This window comes from Nitrospira sp. M1 (assembly GCF_965152605.1).
Window position 1 is genome coordinate 70327 of sequence record NZ_OZ224217.1, and the last position, 18416, is coordinate 88742.

Annotated in this window: 22 protein-coding genes; 13 read left to right on the forward strand and 9 right to left on the reverse strand. The window is 48.3% G+C overall.

All coding sequences use genetic code 11. The annotated features are described in order from the left end of the window. Window positions 1–75: 75 nt before the first annotated feature. On the forward strand, window positions 76–813 hold the full coding sequence (ricT, locus tag ACWHX8_RS00365) for a regulatory iron-sulfur-containing complex subunit RicT (protein ID WP_447969992.1): 738 nt from the start codon (window positions 76–78) through the stop codon (window positions 811–813). A gap of 205 nt (window positions 814–1018) precedes the next feature. Then, window positions 1019–1438 carry a hypothetical protein gene (locus ACWHX8_RS00370; protein ID WP_447969993.1) on the forward strand — a complete coding sequence of 140 codons (420 nt, stop codon included), beginning with the start codon at window positions 1019–1021 and terminating at the stop codon, window positions 1436–1438. A 27-nt stretch (window positions 1439–1465) separates the two neighbouring features. Here ACWHX8_RS00370 and ACWHX8_RS00375 read toward each other — a convergent pair whose 3' ends face one another. The 3 genes from ACWHX8_RS00375 to ACWHX8_RS00385 all read right to left on the reverse strand — a co-directional run bounded on the left by ACWHX8_RS00375 (window position 1466) and on the right by ACWHX8_RS00385 (window position 4367). Further along, a complete protein-coding gene (locus ACWHX8_RS00375; RefSeq protein WP_447969994.1) occupies window positions 1466–1798 on the reverse strand; it encodes a hypothetical protein in 333 nt (110 codons plus the stop codon). Between the two features lie 369 nt (window positions 1799–2167). Further along, window positions 2168–3214 (reverse strand): WD40/YVTN/BNR-like repeat-containing protein, encoded by a 1047-nt coding sequence (locus ACWHX8_RS00380; RefSeq protein ID WP_447969995.1) that lies wholly within the window; start codon window positions 3212–3214, stop codon window positions 2168–2170. Window positions 3215–3305: 91 nt separating this feature from the next. Next, on the reverse strand, window positions 3306–4367 hold the full coding sequence (locus ACWHX8_RS00385) for a lipocalin-like domain-containing protein (RefSeq protein WP_447969996.1): 1062 nt from the start codon (window positions 4365–4367) through the stop codon (window positions 3306–3308). 251 nt (window positions 4368–4618) lie between these two features. Between ACWHX8_RS00385 and ACWHX8_RS00390 the strand changes: the two genes are divergently transcribed. The 4 genes from ACWHX8_RS00390 to ACWHX8_RS00405 all read left to right on the forward strand — a co-directional run bounded on the left by ACWHX8_RS00390 (window position 4619) and on the right by ACWHX8_RS00405 (window position 8232). Then, entirely contained in the window at window positions 4619–5284 is a 666-nt protein-coding gene (locus ACWHX8_RS00390; RefSeq protein WP_447969997.1) for an LON peptidase substrate-binding domain-containing protein, read from the forward strand. Window positions 5285–5289: 5 nt separating this feature from the next. Continuing rightward, entirely contained in the window at window positions 5290–6279 is a 990-nt protein-coding gene (locus ACWHX8_RS00395; protein WP_447969998.1) for an ABC transporter ATP-binding protein, read from the forward strand. A gap of 129 nt (window positions 6280–6408) precedes the next feature. Beyond that, window positions 6409–7188: an ABC transporter permease gene (locus ACWHX8_RS00400; protein ID WP_447969999.1), complete on the forward strand. Its 780-nt coding sequence runs from the start codon at window positions 6409–6411 to the stop codon at window positions 7186–7188. Between the two features lie 180 nt (window positions 7189–7368). Then, window positions 7369–8232 (forward strand): SirB1 family protein, encoded by an 864-nt coding sequence (locus tag ACWHX8_RS00405; RefSeq protein ID WP_447970000.1) that lies wholly within the window; start codon window positions 7369–7371, stop codon window positions 8230–8232. Window positions 8233–8244: 12 nt separating this feature from the next. On the opposite strand, the gene ACWHX8_RS00410 is transcribed toward ACWHX8_RS00405, so the two are convergent. After that, on the reverse strand, window positions 8245–8997 hold the full coding sequence (locus tag ACWHX8_RS00410; RefSeq protein ID WP_447970001.1) for an MBL fold metallo-hydrolase: 753 nt from the start codon (window positions 8995–8997) through the stop codon (window positions 8245–8247). A gap of 65 nt (window positions 8998–9062) precedes the next feature. On the opposite strand from ACWHX8_RS00410, the gene ACWHX8_RS00415 reads away from it, so the two are divergent. Then, the gene (locus tag ACWHX8_RS00415) at window positions 9063–9746 is read left to right on the forward strand and encodes a HEAT repeat domain-containing protein (protein ID WP_447970002.1); all 684 of its coding nucleotides are present in this window, start codon (window positions 9063–9065) and stop codon (window positions 9744–9746) included. A 202-nt stretch (window positions 9747–9948) separates the two neighbouring features. On the opposite strand, the gene ACWHX8_RS00420 is transcribed toward ACWHX8_RS00415, so the two are convergent. The 4 genes from ACWHX8_RS00420 to ACWHX8_RS00435 all read right to left on the reverse strand — a co-directional run bounded on the left by ACWHX8_RS00420 (window position 9949) and on the right by ACWHX8_RS00435 (window position 12175). Further along, complete coding sequence (locus ACWHX8_RS00420) at window positions 9949–10260, reverse strand: signal transduction histidine kinase (protein WP_447970003.1); 312 nt, start codon at window positions 10258–10260, stop codon at window positions 9949–9951. Next, window positions 10245–10601 carry a zeta toxin family protein gene (locus ACWHX8_RS00425; RefSeq protein ID WP_447970004.1) on the reverse strand — a complete coding sequence of 119 codons (357 nt, stop codon included), beginning with the start codon at window positions 10599–10601 and terminating at the stop codon, window positions 10245–10247. The genes ACWHX8_RS00420 and ACWHX8_RS00425 overlap by 16 nt, the downstream gene beginning before the upstream one ends. Window positions 10602–10605: 4 nt before the next feature. Continuing rightward, window positions 10606–10821, reverse strand: a complete 216-nt coding sequence (locus ACWHX8_RS00430; protein ID WP_447970005.1) for a hypothetical protein — start codon at window positions 10819–10821, stop codon at window positions 10606–10608. A gap of 715 nt (window positions 10822–11536) precedes the next feature. Then, window positions 11537–12175, reverse strand: a complete 639-nt coding sequence (locus ACWHX8_RS00435; RefSeq protein ID WP_447970006.1) for a hypothetical protein — start codon at window positions 12173–12175, stop codon at window positions 11537–11539. Window positions 12176–12323: 148 nt separating this feature from the next. Between ACWHX8_RS00435 and ACWHX8_RS00440 the strand changes: the two genes are divergently transcribed. The 6 genes from ACWHX8_RS00440 to ACWHX8_RS00465 all read left to right on the forward strand — a co-directional run bounded on the left by ACWHX8_RS00440 (window position 12324) and on the right by ACWHX8_RS00465 (window position 17519). After that, on the forward strand, window positions 12324–13577 hold the full coding sequence (locus tag ACWHX8_RS00440; protein WP_447970007.1) for an ornithine cyclodeaminase: 1254 nt from the start codon (window positions 12324–12326) through the stop codon (window positions 13575–13577). Beyond that, the gene (locus tag ACWHX8_RS00445; protein ID WP_447970008.1) at window positions 13574–14374 is read left to right on the forward strand and encodes a dimethylarginine dimethylaminohydrolase family protein; all 801 of its coding nucleotides are present in this window, start codon (window positions 13574–13576) and stop codon (window positions 14372–14374) included. Before ACWHX8_RS00440 ends, ACWHX8_RS00445 begins: the two co-directional genes overlap by 4 nt. A 72-nt stretch (window positions 14375–14446) precedes the next feature. Beyond that, a complete protein-coding gene (locus tag ACWHX8_RS00450) occupies window positions 14447–14764 on the forward strand; it encodes an HNH endonuclease (protein WP_447970009.1) in 318 nt (105 codons plus the stop codon). Window positions 14765–15115: 351 nt separating this feature from the next. Further along, the gene (locus tag ACWHX8_RS00455; protein WP_447970010.1) at window positions 15116–16423 is read left to right on the forward strand and encodes a VWA domain-containing protein; all 1308 of its coding nucleotides are present in this window, start codon (window positions 15116–15118) and stop codon (window positions 16421–16423) included. A 30-nt stretch (window positions 16424–16453) separates the two neighbouring features. Further along, window positions 16454–16930 (forward strand): TadE/TadG family type IV pilus assembly protein, encoded by a 477-nt coding sequence (locus tag ACWHX8_RS00460; protein WP_447970011.1) that lies wholly within the window; start codon window positions 16454–16456, stop codon window positions 16928–16930. Beyond that, window positions 16917–17519, forward strand: coding sequence for a TadE/TadG family type IV pilus assembly protein (locus ACWHX8_RS00465; RefSeq protein ID WP_447970012.1), 603 nt, complete (start codon window positions 16917–16919; stop codon window positions 17517–17519). Before ACWHX8_RS00460 ends, ACWHX8_RS00465 begins: the two co-directional genes overlap by 14 nt. A 178-nt stretch (window positions 17520–17697) precedes the next feature. Here ACWHX8_RS00465 and ACWHX8_RS00470 read toward each other — a convergent pair whose 3' ends face one another. Beyond that, on the reverse strand, window positions 17698–18384 hold the full coding sequence (locus ACWHX8_RS00470; protein ID WP_447970013.1) for a zinc metallopeptidase: 687 nt from the start codon (window positions 18382–18384) through the stop codon (window positions 17698–17700). Between the last annotated feature and the right edge of the window lie 32 nt (window positions 18385–18416).

Below are 18416 nucleotides of genomic sequence, written 5' to 3' on the forward strand. Positions count from 1 at the left end.
CTCCTATAGAAACTTAGGTATGATAGGGGCCTAATCCCGAAGGTTGGCTTATTATTATGAATGAGGATGATTCTCATGATAGATCAAGACCAAGATCAAGAGCTTGATGCCCAAACGGTTGCCGTTGTAGGGGTGAAAGTCCGAGATACAGGGGAAGTCAAAAAAACACGCACAAGTGACCATACTCTGCGAACAGGAGATTATGTCATTCTGGCTCTCGATAATGATCAAACCTATGGCAAGGTCTATTCCGAGCCACAATTTCTTCCTTTTACCCCACCAATGCGGGTGATGCGATCCACACTTCGAAAAGCTACGGCGGACGATAAACGGACGATCGAACGTCATCAAAAGGTCGTTGAAGAAGGTCGTGAATATTGTTTGGAGCTCATCAACTCCCTTAGCCTCGACATGAAATTGGTTGAGGTCTACAGCGCATTTCAACGCCGAACCTTGACCTTTACCTATACGGCTGATGGTCGGGTGGATTTTCGGCAATTAGTCAAGGACCTGGCTCGGCGGTTTGGGTGCAGAATTGAGATGAGGCAGATTTCAAGCCGTGAAGAAGCCGGACGACTGAGCGGGGTCGATACCTGTGGGCTGGTCCTCTGTTGTGCCAGTTTTCTCACAGATTTTAAGCCGATTAATCCCAATAAAAATGGGCGTCCTGAAGGCCAATGGTCAGGCGGAGATAGCCATCGCATCGGAGTCTGTGGACGATTGAAATGTTGTTTGATGTTTGAAGAAGACAACTGGTCGTTGACAAGACGACAACCACAACCGCAACCATTGATTCAACTGTCCCGTCGGTAAGGTGCCATCTATCCATCGTTGGTAGATGCTTCGCCATCTCATACTCTATGAGTGCCGTCCTCTCCACTGCAGATACTCGATGATGAATCTCGTAGACATTCAGTCACTAAGACCATGGCATATTTAGGGTGGTACATAGTATGAACGCTGCAGTGTCGGGCTGTTTGTCGCCTGCTGTACCGTTCCGGCACGATGAGAGGGTACGGTGAGTCAAAAACCTCGATTCATTATCTTTGCCCATAACGCCACGTATGACAAACTTCATCAAGTTGCAACGTTGGGGTTGACGGCGGCAGCTATGGATAAAGATGTCACGGTCGTGTTGCTCTTTTGGACGATAAAGAAGTTATCCGAAGGTCGTCTAAATGAATTGGACTTTCCCCCTGAATATGAGGGGCAGGCTGCCGAAGTGGCGGCGTTGATCAAGGAACGCAATGTTCCACTGATTACAGATATGCTGGAAGAAGCCAAAAAAGTCGGCCAGTTTCGGGTTGTGGCTTGTAGTGCGGGGTTGGAGTATATGGGTGTCGACTCCGATGCCGTAGCCAAACAGGTTGATGAAGTCATGGGGCTTCCAGCAATTCTTTCACTCACGGCAGGGGCGGAAACCACGCTCTTTATCTAGTGAGTCACGTTGATCGCTATGTTGTGGTTATGGTGAGGTGGTGGGCTTTTTCTTCTGATCGAGTATTTTCACTAACAGATCGACTTGCGTGAGAAATTCATGGAAATCTTTTGGATTTAAGGCGGTAATGTAATCGCTATTGACCGCGCATTCTTTCGATACGCCAGCCTTGGTCCCAAAATATAAGTCCTCATGCCGGACTGAAGCAACCGGTTGCCCTTCTCGCGGTTCAGACCAAATTAATCCTCGGTATTCAAACCACGGTCCCGGAGTGACACGACGCATCAGCCGTCGATAGGTAGAAATCTGTTCTTTAAGTAACTTCATATCTACATGACTCTGTTTAGATTGCTTTGCCATAGAGAGGGGGTTCCTTTACAAAACAAAGGCACATCTCAAGCCTAATCTGCAAGATAGTCCTATCGTTTAGGAAAAAGACGGACTCGTCACCGGCTTCGTCCAAAAATTACTAGGGTTTCTCACCGTAGTTTAGATATTGGCGTTGAATTTCGTGATGTTGACGTGCAGTTACACAGGTTCTGCGTCAATCGAACGGCATCACGAAAAGCACGATGATCTTTAATTGTAAGAGGCGTATAGGATGTTATACACGAAGATGAAAGGAAAAGGAAAGGTTCGCGAGCTGCTGGTTCTGTCAGAGCTTTTTGTGTGCTCCAGATTGCAACAAGAGAATGTATTGCCAGGCAATTTAGTTAAAATACTCGACTATTATTGTGTCTGTGTGAGAGGGAGTTTCGTCCAGGATTCGCCCCCATCAGCTGTTCGGTACAAACCGCCTCCGTTCGTGCCAATGTAGAGAGAGTGTGAGTCTTGGGGGTTGAGTTGGATACTTCGGATACTGGTTGCGTCAATGCCCGAGTTTTTTGCATCCCAGGATGTTCCGCCATCGATGCTTTTTTTCACGCCTTGGCTTGTGGCGAGGTAAATTGTGGAAGAATGTGTCGGGTCGAGTTGTATCGCACTGACATAGCCGTCTCCAAGGGCTTTCCCAATCTTTGTCCAATTATTTCCTCGATTGGTACTCTTGAAAAGACCTTGAGTTGTTCCGGCATAGATGGTGCGGGTATCGTTCGGATCAATGGCAAGGCTATTCACTCCCATGGCCATAGATGCCATTTTTGCGTCAAAGGCAACCATGCCTTCCGTGACTTTTACCCAACTTTCTGCTCCGTTTTTCGAACGGTAGACTCCTCCGGTTGTCCCAGCGTAGAGAATGTCTGGTTTGAGAGGATCTATGGCGAGGGAAACCACAAAATTAATTTCGGTCATGCCTGACATCCGCTCAGCCCAGGTTCGACCGCCGTCTGTGCTCCGAAACACCCCGACCGTCGTTGCGGCATACAGGGTTTGGCTTCCCTTGGGGTCAAATACCACTTGATTGACAATGGCTGAGATCGTGCCTTTTTGTAGGCCATGGTTAAATTGATGCCAGCTTCGTCCTCCATCCGGACTGATATACGTTCCGTCTCCATTCGTGCCCGCAAAAATTGTGGCTGGCAGTTCGGGGTCAATGGCTAAACTAATCACGCGTGTTCGTGTGAGTTCTCCTTCAAAGCGTTCCCAGCTCTCACCAGTGTCGCGAGACTTATACACGGCTTCATCTGTTGCTACGTAGACAATGTTCGGCTTGGTTGGATGAAGAGCAATCGATACAATCGTATTACTCCGCTCACCACAGCTAATGAGTGTACCCATGAACACGATGACAAGCCACCAAATTGTTACGGAATAATGAGCACGGTGTTTTGTATTCACGATGGATATACCAAGTGGGTGCTGAATTTCAGTAGGTCGTTCGAAAACGCATCATACGCATGACGCTTGAGCTCCGGCAAGAAGCCGGCAGCTAAGAGGGTTTATCGTAGCCCGTCAATTCCACGTAGCCCATTCCATTGACAGGCTTCTGCTCAAATGTTCCGGACGCATCAACGGCACCTTCCCAATAGGTGACTCGCGTGCTTCGATCTGTGCGTAACTCTTGATCGTGCATCCTCGGGGTAATGTGCAACTGGATACCGTGAGAAGGAATCGTTAATGTCCATTGATTGGGATAGCGTGCTCCGCTCTTTGGGCTTTTCCAGTGATCGCGTATGGTGATGGCGAGATCCTTCCGAGTCAAGTGTTGCGATGAGCCATCAGGAAAGATCAAGGTTCCACTGGAGGCGGGGGAAAACGTCCCATCCTGTTGACGAATCCAGTAGGCCATGATGTCATGTCCTGAGTCGAGTTGCAGACTAAACCAATCCCAACCCACCAGACCGTCTTCTAATTCTGAAGAAGCAAATTCGTGGTCCATCCAACTTGTGCCCGTGACGGTGAATTCTTCCCCATCTATGTGAAGGCTGCCTGTCGTGTGTAGTCGAGTGAGCGAATAGTAATGCGAGGCATGTTTTGTGCCGGAGCCTTTTCGGCTGATACCGTCGAGGCCGTGTATGACGGGGGCTTTAGGGGCATGTGTGACGAAATCTATCGAGAAGCGACCCGCGTCGGCCTGCAAGCGAAATTGTTGATGGTCCTCATCCACAGCATGGACTGACCACTGGTCAATCCAAGTATGTAAGGCACCTTGTGTGGCTCCGGCTTTTCCGAACGCTTCACGGCTGATTTTTTCAGCGAATTGAAATCGTTCGTTTTGTTCATCAGTGAGAGCAAAATGTGCCAAATAGAGTTGCCGAATGGCCCATTGAGAAGGGTTGGCCCACGCACGTTCATCATCGATGGCGCGACGAAAAAAGGTTAATTCATAGCCAAATCGTCGACTATCTGATGTGAAGACATGTCCGGTGAAATACCACCATTCCGTCAAGAAATTCTCATGGGCACCATGGTCATCGGGAAACGTGTACGTGTAGCCTTTCTGTGCATGTTGGAATGTCGGTTTGGCTTGGTGCTCATGTTTTCCGGCCATAACACTACCCTGAAATCCCCACACCCATACATACGTACAGAGAACGGCGATAGAGAGTAAGACGCGCTTGTTGAGTGAATTGACGAAACGAAAAGGGTGGCGTGTGTGCATGGAAAACCTGGTCGGGCTTATAGCATGGAGGGTAGATGAGCGCAAATCCCTTGATTTAAGAAGTACTTCGAGCCTTCATGAAACGGTGTACCCTGAAGAGTGGCGTTGACATTCAAGAAAACCCTCGGCTATCGTAGCCCATGTTTTCAGACGTACATTCGACTTCATCAGAGACGTCGCCGATCCCTGATATTATTCCTTTTTTCCCATTACCGAATGTTGTATTTTTCCCGCATACCTATCTGCCGCTTCATATTTTTGAGCCACGGTATCGAGCGATGATCGAGGATACGGTAGCCAAGGGCGATTGTATTGGCATGGCGTTGCTGAAAGATGGATGGGAAACGCAATATTATCAAGCCCCTCCCATCCATGAGTTAGGCTGTGTAGGGCGGATTGTCAGTGCCGAGAAGCTATCTGACGGACGATTTAATATTGTCTTGAAAGGCCTGTGTCGTGGCAGATATGACGAACAATCGGTCGTGACACCGTATCGCCAAGCGAAACTCCAATTGTTACCGGATACTCAAGAATCACTTACGCTGGAATCACCAACGCGAACCAAGCTTGTTGAGATGGCGGTATCGTATTTAGACTTGAAAAAGGCAAATGACCTCAGTGAACTCCTGACGTCCGAGAATCTCGAAGATGGGGTATTAGTCAATAGTTTATCGGCTGGGTTGGATCTCACGCCGTTAGAAAAGCAATTTTTGCTCGAAGCTGAGCATCTTTCTCAACGGGCTCGCCGCTTAACAGACCTTCTGAAGTTTAAGCTCGCCGACCTGCAATCCTCCGCTCAAGGGTGATTTCTGTGGCTACCTCTTCAGTTGCCATCGAAGTGACCGCATTGAGTAAGACCTATGAGAGTCTTACCGCTGTTCAAGATTTATCGTTAACCATACAGACCGGTGAAATTTTTGGTCTTCTTGGTCCCAATGGCGCAGGGAAGAGTACGACTCTCCGAATTCTGATCACCACCTTAAAGCCGACAAGCGGACACGCAACGATCTTCGGTCATGATGTGGTGACCGAAGCGGATACGGTTCGGCAATTGATTGGATATGTTCCACAGGAGCGAGCCATAGATCGATTTCTCACGGGCAGAGAGCATTTGCTGCTTCTTGGTGACCTCTATCATTTACCAAAGGAAGAAGCCATTCGACGGATTCAAGAGCTGCTGAAACTCGTTGATTTAGAAGATCATGCCGATCGAGTTGCCAAAACGTATTCAGGTGGCATGAAGCGAAAGCTTGATATCGCCTGTGGGCTCTTACCTAATCCCAAAGTACTGTTTTTAGATGAACCGACGCTAGGGCTCGATGTGCAAAGTCGTCTCAATGTTTGGGATTATGTGCGTCGACTCCGTGACCAGGGCATGACGATCGTGATGACGACCAATTACTTGGATGAAGCGGATCAGCTATGTGATCGTATTGCGATTATTGATGAGGGAACTATTCGAGCTACGGGTTCGCCGAAGGAGTTAAAAGCCGGGTTAGGGGGAGACGGGGTATCCTTGACCTTACCCGAGGTTGATCCTGGTGTACATGAAAAACTGGCAGAGGAAATTAAAGGCCTGCCGTTTGTTCGATCGATACGGTCGCGTGAACGCGGATTAGATATTCGAGTTGATGCGCCTGAAAAAGCGTTGCCTGCGCTGTTTGAAGCGACGAACCGTATTGGCTGTCACATCGAAGGTATTGAATATCATCGTCCACGCTTAGATGATGTGTTCATTCATTATACGGGCCGTTCCATGGCAGACGCGGCATCATCCTCAGACTCCGAATCTGCTGGATAACTCCCCTCCCCCGTACGTTCACTATTGTGTACGACATCGATAGCGAATGGGAATGTTGATATTCAGGAATTGAGAGTCGTACTACCGTAGTCGACTCATGGCTCGAGACACTGGGATGAAGGAATGACTATGCAGAATCAAATACAAGAAGTGCTTGCACTGACGAATCGCTGGGTCAAGCGGCTGAGCCGAGAAAAATTTAGCATGCTGTTTACCTTGGTCCAGCCCATGTTGTTTTGGCTTATTTTTTTCGGGAGTCTTTTTCAGCGGGCGGCTGATGTTAATGTCGTCCAGGCCCCTAATTATATTAGCTTTCTTGCGGCAGGCGTGGTGGTCATGACCGTATTGAACAATGGCCTTGCCGGTGGAGTTGACTTATTATTCGATAAAGAGAATGGATTTTTGGAACGATTGATGGCTACGCCGATTCGACGTTCATCGGTCATTCTCAGCCGATTTCTGTTCGTGATGGCCATTACGGCGATGCAAATTTTAGTGATTCTTGGTGTGGCGTTCTTTTTTGATGTCCGTCCAGAAACTGGCATACTCGGCATAGCGGTGATCCTTCTTATAGGCATGTTATTTGGTGTTGGACTGACAGCCATTTCTATGGCCATGGCGTTTTCTGTGAAAAGTCACGGAGATTTCTTTTCAGTCTTGGGATTTTTATCCCTCCCTATGATTTTTCTGAGTTCGGCATTGGTTCCTCTTTCCGCCATGCCTGGATGGATGCAGGCCTTAGCGGCGCTGAATCCCATGACGTGGGTCATTGATGCGGTTCGTCCATTGATATTGATTGGATGGGAGGCGGCTATTCCTCAAATATTAATTGCGCTGGGTGTTCTGATCGTTTTTGATGCACTCTGTCTCTATGGAGGTGCGAAGGCGTTCAGGAAGACGGTAGGATAGCTAATCAAGGTACAAGTGCAAATTTCAAATTGAAAAATTAGGGAAAGAAAAGAAGTGCTAAAAAGCTTGATTTGTTAAAAGGCTCTCGAACCTCTTGGTAGCCAAGGTTTTGGAACTTCCAGAAAAATTTCTTTGCGAAAAAAATCCGAAACTTTTCTACAAGAGCCTGGTAAAGGACGTATGGAAATAGATTCCTCGACAGAACGGAAAATCCAAGCCCTGCTTCAGTTATTAACCGATCCCAACACCCATGTGGCCGATACGATTCAACGAGAATTAGTCACAATGGGCGAAGTGGTGCTGCCATTTCTGGAAGAATTTGATTGGAGAGGGCAAGATTTAGGGCCACGTCTGACTGATATTCGTGAAGATATCAGGTTTGTGACTTTACAGAATGAATTGAAGCAGCTTCTCACGACTGGTGGACAGCCTCTTGATTTAGAGGCTGCGATATTTCTGCTCGCTCGAACCGCCTATCCTAATACCGATATGGGTTACTATACACAACAACTTGATGGTCTGGCTGAAGAAATTCGGCCACGCCTGGTTCCATCGTTGACGCAGGAGCAAGCGAATCATATCCTCTGCCGCTATCTCTTTCAGGAAAAAGGGTTTTTCGGGAATCGAGATCACTATTATGATCCAGACAATAGTTTTCTCAACCGTGTTCTCGATCGTCGTACCGGCATCCCGATTACATTATCGGTGCTCTATTTACTGCTTTCGAACCGGTTGGGTCTGTCTTGTGTAGGTGTAGGCATGCCCGGACATTTTGTCGTCAAGCTTGAGAATACAGAGCCCGCCGTATTTATCGACTGTTTTAACGGAGGGGCCTTTTTACAGAAAAAGGATTGTCAGCAATTCCTTACTGATGCTGGTGTAAAGTTTGATGATGTGTACCTGAAGCATACACCAAATGATTTAATTGTGGCCCGAATGATTAGAAATCTGATTGGAGTGTATGAACAGCAACAAGAGTCCAGGCGCGTTGATCGGTTGAATGGATTAATGACCTCGTTGGAACATGCAGCAGAGAGCAAATGAGGTGTTTGTTGTTTACCAGTCCAGCGTCATCAAATCACGAGCTAAGGTAATTTTTCCGCGAAAGATATGAGCTGCCTGTTTTTTCACGTCGAACCGTTCGGCTACCGGGTAAAAGTGCGATAACATCAAGTGCTTGACTCCTGCCTCTTCGGCAACTTTGCCACAATCCCCCGCATGCATATGGGCCGCTCCTGGACGGTTTCTTGGAAAAGAACAATCTAAAATGGCAAGATCAACATCTCGACATAATCGCACGAGATTTGCTGAATAGCATGCGTCACCAGAATACGTGAAACAGCGGCCTTGATGTTCGACTCGATACCCCAGGCAGGTTTGTTGATCCGTATGGGTCATCGGCCGAGGGGTAATCCGCGTCGTGCCAATTGTAAATGAGCGTGTGTCGACCTCTTTGAGAATGACCCGAAATGGGGGCTTGTCAAAGGCAGGAAAAGTCTTGAAAATACTGCGAAAGAGTTTTTTGGTCCCCTTCGGTCCTATCACTGTGAGGTCAGGTCGGTTCCGTACATAGCGGGCATGACAAACGGCATCAAAGAAGAACGTAATGAAGTCGGAAAAATGGTCGGCATGATAATGCGTAAACAGGAGATGTTGAATTCGATGACGATTGATCCCTGTTTTCAGAAGATTCGTCAGGGTGCGGGGTCCAAAGTCAATAAGGAAGGGCTGGCTGGTTTGTACCAGGTATCCCGCTGCTGCACGGCGAGGATGGAGATTCGTTCCCGAGCCCAAAATCGTGACTTTCATAGAGCCTCCGGTTCATTTCACCCTAGAAGTGATGAGAATTTCTGTCAAGTCGGTGAGGAAATCCAATGACAACTGACTCTCGCCCAACAGGCCAACTTAATGTGCTGGCCGGTCTGGTCGGTATTGGCGTCTTGGTGGGCGGTATCTGGGTCTGGAATCACTTATCGTTTGATACGCAGGACTGGATTGTTGATGACATCATTCCTATCCTGCTTATGGTCTTGGTCTCTTGCCTTGTTCTTGGGGTTATCGTGCGGAAGGTTCGAGTTCGACGTCAAACGCGGGCACAGCGTGACCGACTGGTTACTCGATTCGAGCAAGAACCATCTTCCAAAAAACGATTGGACATTGCATGTGTGCTGATTGAACTCAATGAGTATCAACTGGAAGGGTTGGAGCGTATTGCCACGCCCATGGCTGAGCTTTTTATTTCTACCGTCAAAACCGCGTTGGGCGACAAACAGCATCGAATTCGGGGAATGGCGGCCAGTTACTTAGGGATATTGAATCATCAGCCAGCCATTCCATTGTTGATTCGATCTCTTGAAGATGATCATGCTCATGTTCGGGCGTCGGCCGCATTAGCCCTTGGTCGAATGCGAGCACTCGCAGCCAAAGAAAAGCTTGAAGAAACCATGAAGGAGGACTGGGATCAAACGGTCAGAAGCCGTTCGCGGGAAGCCTTTGAACGAATTCAACGCGCAGAGAGCCAACCTTTACTGGAACAGGCAAAGAGCCAGTCCGAATAAGCGATTGTTGTGAGAGGGAGTTTAGGATGGGGTAGTTGTACGGCTCTGTTCAGCAATTGCCTTACAGGTTTTAATCCAATGCTGATATTTTATTTGCAAGAAGATATGTTCTATTAACAAGTGAAATGCGTGTCGGCCACTCATAGGAGCACATCTTTCTTTGGATTACGTATAGTACCCTTACCGTACGATATTCTCCGTTCTATGTAGTGCCTCCTTCTCTTCCGTTTTCATCTTCTGCTTCACGATTGGATTTATTGGCCTGAAAGTGTTCGATATCTTCCTTGTAAATTCTATGCGCCCAAGGTGGTTGATGATGGCTTAGCTTGACGATCTGACCTTGCTCAAATGTCATCAGATGCTGATGCGGGATATTCAGCGCTGAATTATCATAGACATAGCCGATATCCGCCATGCGCATCGCTTCATGAATCAGCGGCACGTTCCGATCAAAACGCGCCCTGATTTTGTCTTCCGGTGCGGGATGTCCCCCCTCTTTCACCCGTTCGGCCACACGTGCAACGGATAAATCGGCGTTTTCGACTCCCACATGAATACACGGGTTTCAAAGCCCTGCTCTTTGGCATGCTGAATCAATACAAGTTTGGAAGGATGGGAAAACACCGTTTCCGTGATGAAACTCTGTCGTGCAGCTAAATGCTGATCTCTTCGATATTCTGCGATTGCGGCGGCTTGGTAGGCGGCTTCAACGCTCTGGTCTGTCAATTCGTTGCGCTGAATGTCATCAGCGTTAATAAATGGGGCAGCAGTCAGGGGGGCAAGATGTGTTTTGTAGAAAGTGGTCTTTCCCGCTCCATTCGGTCCAGCAATCACAAACAGTATCGGTCGGGACATGGGCCTATGGCTGGTTTTTTTCGCAAATGATTTCGCCAGCTGGGTTCAATCCCACTCCTTGCTTGTGTTCTCTGCGCTTGGCAAAAAATCGCTCGGCTTCCTCTGTCCCGCTTTCTAGTGAGGCTTTCAGAGACCTTTCCCACTTGGCTTTTTCAAAGAGTGTCATGTCCTCTGGGGCGACAAATCGTAAATCGCGCTTTGTGTCTACCGTGTTCCTCATATGTTTAGGATACCAAATACCCTTGGAAACTGCACGAGATTTCCTAATTTTTTGAAAATGACCACCACTTTCTCAAAAATTTTACCAAAGCTTGCTCGTAAAGGCCGAGAAAAAACTTTTCATGATGTCTACCTAATACTCCCTGAATTCAGTCCTTTCCCCGCTCAGCAGTCTTTATCGACCTTCGAGGCTCTTCACGAAAACGGATGACGAGTCCCACAAAACGCTAAGGCCATCACGATTTCAACAGATTACGGAATCATCTGCGTCAGTGTCGAGCTCTTCTCCTTGAGCCACGTGGCGGGCAAGATACTCACAGAGTCTTCTAGGCGTTTATCCGAGAAGTCATATTCTCTTCAGAGATTCATGTATTGCCAGGAAATGGGCGACTCGTGTTGAATCGCTTCCAGTAGCAGTTTATGGGATCGATTGGTAGTGTGCAGTAGTTGAGTAGGTCACTGGCGCACGTTGACCTCTCTCTTGCTTAAACCTTATGTGCAACTGAGTATGGGATTAAAGGTGACCTAGACCACGATAGTTGGGGAAGCCACTGGCTGGCGTTCAAGCCGCTTTTGTTTGAACTTTATGTGCAACTGAATATGGGATTACAGGGTGGGCTAGACCACGATAGTTCAGTGAGCCGATGGGCTTCTGTATACCCATTTATTGCTTTGAACCATATGTGCAATTGGGTATGAGATTATAAGTGGTCTAGTTAGTTAATCTCGCGGCTGAGGGCCGCTTGGTCTGCTGGGGTAAAGCGATACCCCTTTTTCAGTAAAATGCCCAAACTCTTGGTCAGGGTTTCAATCTGCCCTTCATGCATCACTGAATCGAATAATCCATTCAGGCTATGTACATAACGGGCAGAAGACAAATGGGGTTCGAAGGTGACGCCGAATGATTCCATGACATCCTGTAACTCCATCCCTGCATATTGCTCGTCGTCATCCTTATCTCCCACCAGTGCAAATTCAAAAAACGTCAGGCTCAGGGAAAGTGTTTGTTGCGTCTGTGAAAACGCTTCTCGGGCTTCATCAAGTCCTTTTGGGTATCGAGTCGAGCAGTCAAAATTTTCGGGAGGTTGGGATGCCGGGATGTAGAAAATCCTCTCAACTTGTGGACGTTGAGGTTTTTTGACTTTTTTATAGAAAAAAGACGTGCATGATTGAGCGACGTAGAAGTCCTGTTTATTTTGTAAAATGTGTTGGCTAATGTGACTGGTAAATCCTCGAAACACTTCTGTGCCCGTGGACCCCAAGACTGGATCAACGGCAATCATACCCGCAAATAGTGAAAGTATTGGAAACAAGAACCATGTGTGGATTTGTGAGGAGTGTAGCCTGTTACACATATAAAATGATCCTTTCACACTTTCAAGTATACCAGTTGATTCGCTTGCTTACCAGATGAGCGTAGAGGGTCCCCCACTCCGCAGGAGAAGACCTGCCGTGCATACAGACGCGATATGCACTAGATAAAACCATGATAAAATAACAGCGATGGTAACCCAAACAGTTATTCTGAACGGACATATCATTGATTCACTGATTCTGGCCAAGGTGTTAGACGCTATTGTCATGTTAGGAGGTAGGTTTGATTTGTTAGAAGTCAAGATTGGGGAGACACGAGAAGCCTCATCTCATGTCATGATTCAAGTTAAAGCTGAGACGGCTTCCTTGCTGGCAGAGATTATTGAAGCGATTCAACCTCATGGTGCCACGATTGAAACTGAGCGTGACTGTACCGTTCAGCCAGCGCCCGCCGATGGCATTTTGCCCGATGCCTTTTATGCGACAAGCCATCTCCCCACCCAGGTCAGGCTGAATGGTCAATGGGTTGAGGTTCAGCGCGTCGAGATGGATCTGGCAATTGCCGTGCATCACAATCCACCTTCGGCCAAGATGCTCCCGATGGCAGAAGCCAAGAAAGGCGACTTGATCGTGACCGGAGGCGAAGGGGTAAAGGTTTTTCCGCTTGAACGTCCGCATGAGCGGGATGTGTTCGGGTTTATGGAAGCGCAAGTCTCCTCGGAACGTCCGCATCGCCATATCATATGCGACATTGCCAATCGAATGCGCAATATCAAACAGGAACGAAAGACCGAAGGGTTTTTGCCAAAGGTCCTCTTAGCCGGAGGCCCGGCAATCGTGCATGCGGGTGGGCGAGAGGCGCTCGCCTGGCTTATTGACTCCGGCTATATTCACGTGCTGTTTTGCGGGAATGCTCTTGCCGCGCATGATATGGAAGCTGGTATATTTGGGACCTCGTTGGGATACAGCCTTGGAGCCGGGCGAGCCGTACCACATGGCCATGAACATCATCTACGAACCATCAATCGTATACGGAGTATTGGGAGCATAGAGAAGGCGGTAGAGTCAGGTCTTGTTCATGACGGCATTATGGCTGCGTGTGTCCGCCGTGGGGTGAAGGTCGTGATGGCTGGAACGATTCGTGACGATGGTCCGTTACCGGGAGTCATTACCGATTCGATTCACGCGCAGTCCGCGATGAGAGCTGCACTTCCAGGCGTAGGACTCGTCCTCCTTGTTGCCTCAACTCTCCATGCCGTGGCCACGGGAAATTTACTTCCCGCAACGGTGCCGACTGTGTGTGTGGACATTAATCCAGCCGTGCCGACCAAGCTGAGTGACCGAGGTAGTTTTCAGGCGGTGGGACTCGTCATGGATTCGTCTTCGTTTCTGAGTGAGTTGGCGCGCGAGTTAGGTTGGCAAGACAAAGAGAGTCCTCGATGAGTCGCCTGCTGATGTGCCGTCCGGATTATTTTGGGATTGAATACGAAATCAATCCGTGGATGCGGATCTCCAATGCCTCCGACCCGACCACATGCCAAACCCAATGGCAAGCACTTGTTCATGTTCTCGAAGAAGACATTGGTGTGAAGGTTGAATATATTGAACCAGTGCCTGGCTTGCCCGATTTAGTCTTTACCGCCAATGCAGGAGTCGTGGCCCATGGAAAAGCCGTACCCAGTCGGTTTCGTCATCCAGAACGTCAGCGTGAGGAACAGTATTTTGCGCGATGGTTTGAAGAGCAGGGGTATGAAGTCATTCGGTTGGACGAAGACCTCTATTTTGAAGGTGCAGGAGATCTGCTGGGATTTGCTGATGTGTGGTTCGGAGGCTATCGGCAACGGAGCGATGTCCGCGCCTATACGGTATTAACCAACATCTTTCATAAAGAAATACTTCCGCTCGAACTCGTCAGTACCAGATTTTATCATCTGGATACCTGTTTTTGTCCCCTCAGCGGCGGTGAAGTATTATATTTCCCCGGTGCGTTTGATTCCTACGCGCGAGCGGTTATTGAATCACGCCTTGAGCAAGCACGACGAGTGCCAGTCCCTCCTCAAGAGGCTGAACGGTTTGCGTGCAATGCCGTGTGTGTCGGGAACCATGTTGTCCTGCCAACCGGATGCCCTGAAACCACAACGCTGCTAGAGGAGAAAGGCTATCTCCCTCATCAACTTGAGTTGGATGAGTTTTTAAAAGCCGGTGGGTCCGCGAAGTGCCTCACGCTCGCTCTAGACTAAGCTATCGTATCTCGTCGCTCGTAAAGCGTAATTCGTCAAAGACAAAAGGAGTAAGGTAGAATTCACGAACGTATGGCGAGTCAAGACTCCTACTACGACCTCGACCCTGATCCAGCCTTGCAGCGTCACATCAAGGTAGAGCGGGAGCGTGCTCGAAAACTTCGAAAAACGCAATGGTGGCTTGCTCTTATCAACAAAGGGACATGTCACTATTGTCAACAAACCTTCCCCGCTTCAGCACTTACCATGGACCATAAGATCCCGCTTGCTCGTAAAGGGAAAAGTACCAGAGGCAATGTCGTTCCATCCTGTCGACCCTGCAACCAACGTAAACAATTAGAGACACCTGTTGAATCTCTCCTCAACACTTTAGACACACTTCCTTCCTAAATAATTTCTTTCTCAGGTATTTTTGTCGTACTGAGTGTTCTTTTCTCGCAAAGAAACGGGTAAGACCGAAGACAATAACAGGGAATATACAAGATTGAACGATAACGCCGTTCATGGAGTTGTCTCATTTCCTCTGCTATCTGGACAGTCAATAACTCCCCGCTCCATTGTATCTTGAATACAACAATCTCTTAACCTCTTAACAATAGTACTTTTTCCCTTCAACTCCTGACGGAGATTGTCCGATACAGGTCAGTATTGGGTGTGCGTGTGTCGTGCTTTCACGAATATAAAACTATTGGCGAAATACGGCGTTGCCAGGGCCAAAGAAGGAAGAAACACTTGAAGTCCATGAATCAGCACATATTACAGAATACGAGAGGCGGCTTCTTAGTATTGGGCTCGGTGTTCGTCGTTTTACTTTTTGGGTTTGCCGCATTGGGCATTGAAGCTGGTCGATGGTTCGCCGTGAAAGCGGAAATTGCCAAAGCGGTCGATGCTGCGTCGTTGGCTGGGGCCACACATCTCACGAATCCGAATATTCCGGATAAAGTTTTGTTTATGCAGCAGATGGCAACAGCAAACTTTCCCGATGGCCTTTTGGGGACAGATCAACACACCACGTTTAGCGTGGATAAGAACGATGTAACAAACAAAGTGACCATTAGCGGGTCGGCCAATGTTCTGAGTACGGTCAGTCGAGCATTATCTTATGCCGGCGATAGCGTACCAGTTGAAGCCTTAGGGGCCGCGAGACTTGGCGGAGCTGAAGTGGTCTTAGTCACAGACGTGTCAGGCTCTATGAAGGGAGCTGCCATCGCAGACCTAAGGGATGCCGCGCAGCAATTCATTGACAATTTTGAGGATACACAAGACAGAAGTCGATTTGGATTGGTCTCTTTTGCCTCAGGTGCCGTCGTTTCGTATGCTTTGCAAAATAATTTTCATTCGGACTTGACGAGTGCCATCAGCGGGTTAGCGGCAAATGGCGGGACCAATACGTCTGAAGCCTTAGCCAAAGCTCGTACTAGTACGGGATTTACGCCCTATACGACCGAGCCACTCAATGAACGGGATGATCAATATGTGATCTTGATTTCCGATGGTCAGCCGACGGGATTTACTTCGGTGTTTACGAGAAATTCTAATACGTTTACGGCAGCTATTTTAGAAAATACTGCAGGCCAGGTTCATGATACATTGTATAACCCAAATGCTGTAGAAGCGGTTTTCCCATCAGGGGGTGTCAATCCTTTACCTCGAGGGGACGGCTTACCGGTTGGGCCTTCAAGTTGTCCCTCTCCGAAGACAACCAAATGGTGGATCCTCGAAGATGCAACCTATGGTCCGGGGAGTGCACACAACTACTATGCTCCTCTCGCGGGAGGAGGACCGGAAGATTGCATGAATGATCGTGCTCCGGCTGCTGCCGGAGGCTATATCAGCCAAACGTCTGTCCAAAAGGCTCTTGATGAAGCGGCATTAATCAAAGCGCAGAATATCAAAATCTATGTGATTGGGTTTGGGACGATCAATCAGACGTTCTTGAATCAAGTCTCAAGCGGACCGAGCTACCGGTTTTATGCCACCAGTTCGTCTGAATTGGAAGGATTGCTCCAGATTATCGCGAATCGGTTGAAATTAAGACTATTGCAGTAGCTTTGCGCTGACGGGAAGAAAGATATATCGATGCTAAGGAATGAAAAGGGTTCGACAGCTCTTGAATTTTCTCTTGTGCTGCCCTTGTTTTTACTCGTTGTGATGGCTGTGATTGAATTTGGCTGGTTCTTTGTCCATCAACATACCTTGCAGTATGCCACGCGGGAAGGTATGCGTGTCGGCCTATTGGGCGTCACACTCAAAGATGAAGACGATAATTCCTTGTCTCGGGAAGCTTCCATCGTCAAGGCTATACAAGACCAGACGTTCTCTATCATGGAACTGGATCCAGCCAAAATTTGGGTGTTCCCAGTGGGCTCTGATTATTCAGACCCAGACTCGTGGGACACGAATCCTTCTAGTGCGGGAGGCAGTGGGGCCTATATGCGTGTTCGCGTACATTATGAACATCAATTTATCACACCATTTCTTGAGAAACTGTTTTCAAGTTATGGTTCGGGAATTCCCATGGCCGCGGAAGGCACATATCGAAATGAAGAATTTTAAGAACACAGCAAACCATCGCTCGCATACAGGAATTGGAGAACAAGGTATCGCGGCTGTTGAAGGGCTGTTTATGATGCTCGTGTTTCTCGTGATCGCCTTTGGTATTGTAGAATTTGGTTCGATGATTCATGCGCAGACCACAGTTACGCATATTGCCAGAGAAGGAGGGAATCTGGCTTCACGCGATCTCAATGCAGGCGAAAACTTATTAGACCTCCTTGCCGCGTCGAGTTCGTCGTTGGCGTTCGCTCAAAACCCAGATGATTACAAAATATATATTGTTCCTGTTCAAGCGGGAGATTCGACGGATAGTGTGCCGTCATGTGGTGTGGTCTTTCAACGAGGAACGTTATCGGGGAACGGGGTTCGCTCTCCTCAGACGGAACCCAATTGCGGGCTGTCATCTGAACTGACGACCTACCTTACCTATGATGGAACCTTGGCACCAATAGAACGTCTGACTGTTGTGAGGGTCTATTATCATCATGTGCCAATAACTCCGTTGGGTCGTTTGTTAGCTGCACCAATGTTTGGCGGGAATCAAACGGATATCAGTGATATTGTGCTGACAAGCCAATCGATTTTTTGAGCCGTCTTGTTTTCCTCTCTGGGTCTACTGAAAATCCATCCGCGGCCTTTCTTGACTGGTCGTTCATGAATCGTCGCTCGTTGCTCGTATCTCGCATAAGGAGTCTTTCCAGTTTTTACGGGATACGCTTCACGTTTTTTCTCCTCGGAACGATGCTTCACGAAGGACGAGTATTCTTCTACCGGCGCATCATGGCAATCCAACGCCAGAGATTGAGTAAGCTGGCCATTGATCCTGCAACATAGGTGAGTGCGGCGGCTTTGAGAATTTTTCTCGCTCCAGAAAGGTCTTCCGGAGAGAGATATCCACCCTGTTCCAACACGGGAAGTGCGCGGCGAAAGCTGGCGTCCCATTCCACTGGCAGCGTCAAGAAATGAATGAGTGTGCCAATTCCCATGGTGGCGATGCCGGCAATCATGACGAGAAGTCCCGCTCCGGGCGCACGTGTGATGGCAGCCACAATTGGAATCCCTAACATCACAAACGATCCCACTTTTTCTGCTCTCTGTGCTACACGCACCAGACGTGTCCGTTCCTTGAGGGGGGAGTACCCCGCTTGATCTTGGAGGGCATGCCCAACTTCATGGGCTGCAACCGTTGCCGCAGTCAATGATTGACCGTAGTAGTTCTCCGAAGTCAGTCTGACAATTTTGGCGAGAGGGTCATAATGGTCGCCCATGTCGGTGGTTTCAACCTGGACGTCTTGAAGATGAAACCGATCCAGCAGATGTCTGGCCAATTCTCCTCCTGTTCCAGGGAAGTCCTCTCTTGGAGTTCGATATTGCGAAAACACTCGCTTGACCCAGAGTTGTGGGCCGATGAAGACCGCGGCTAAAACAAAAAAGAAGAGAAGAATGCGAATCATGGAAAAGTCGGAAAATGTTAGACGTCAAACGA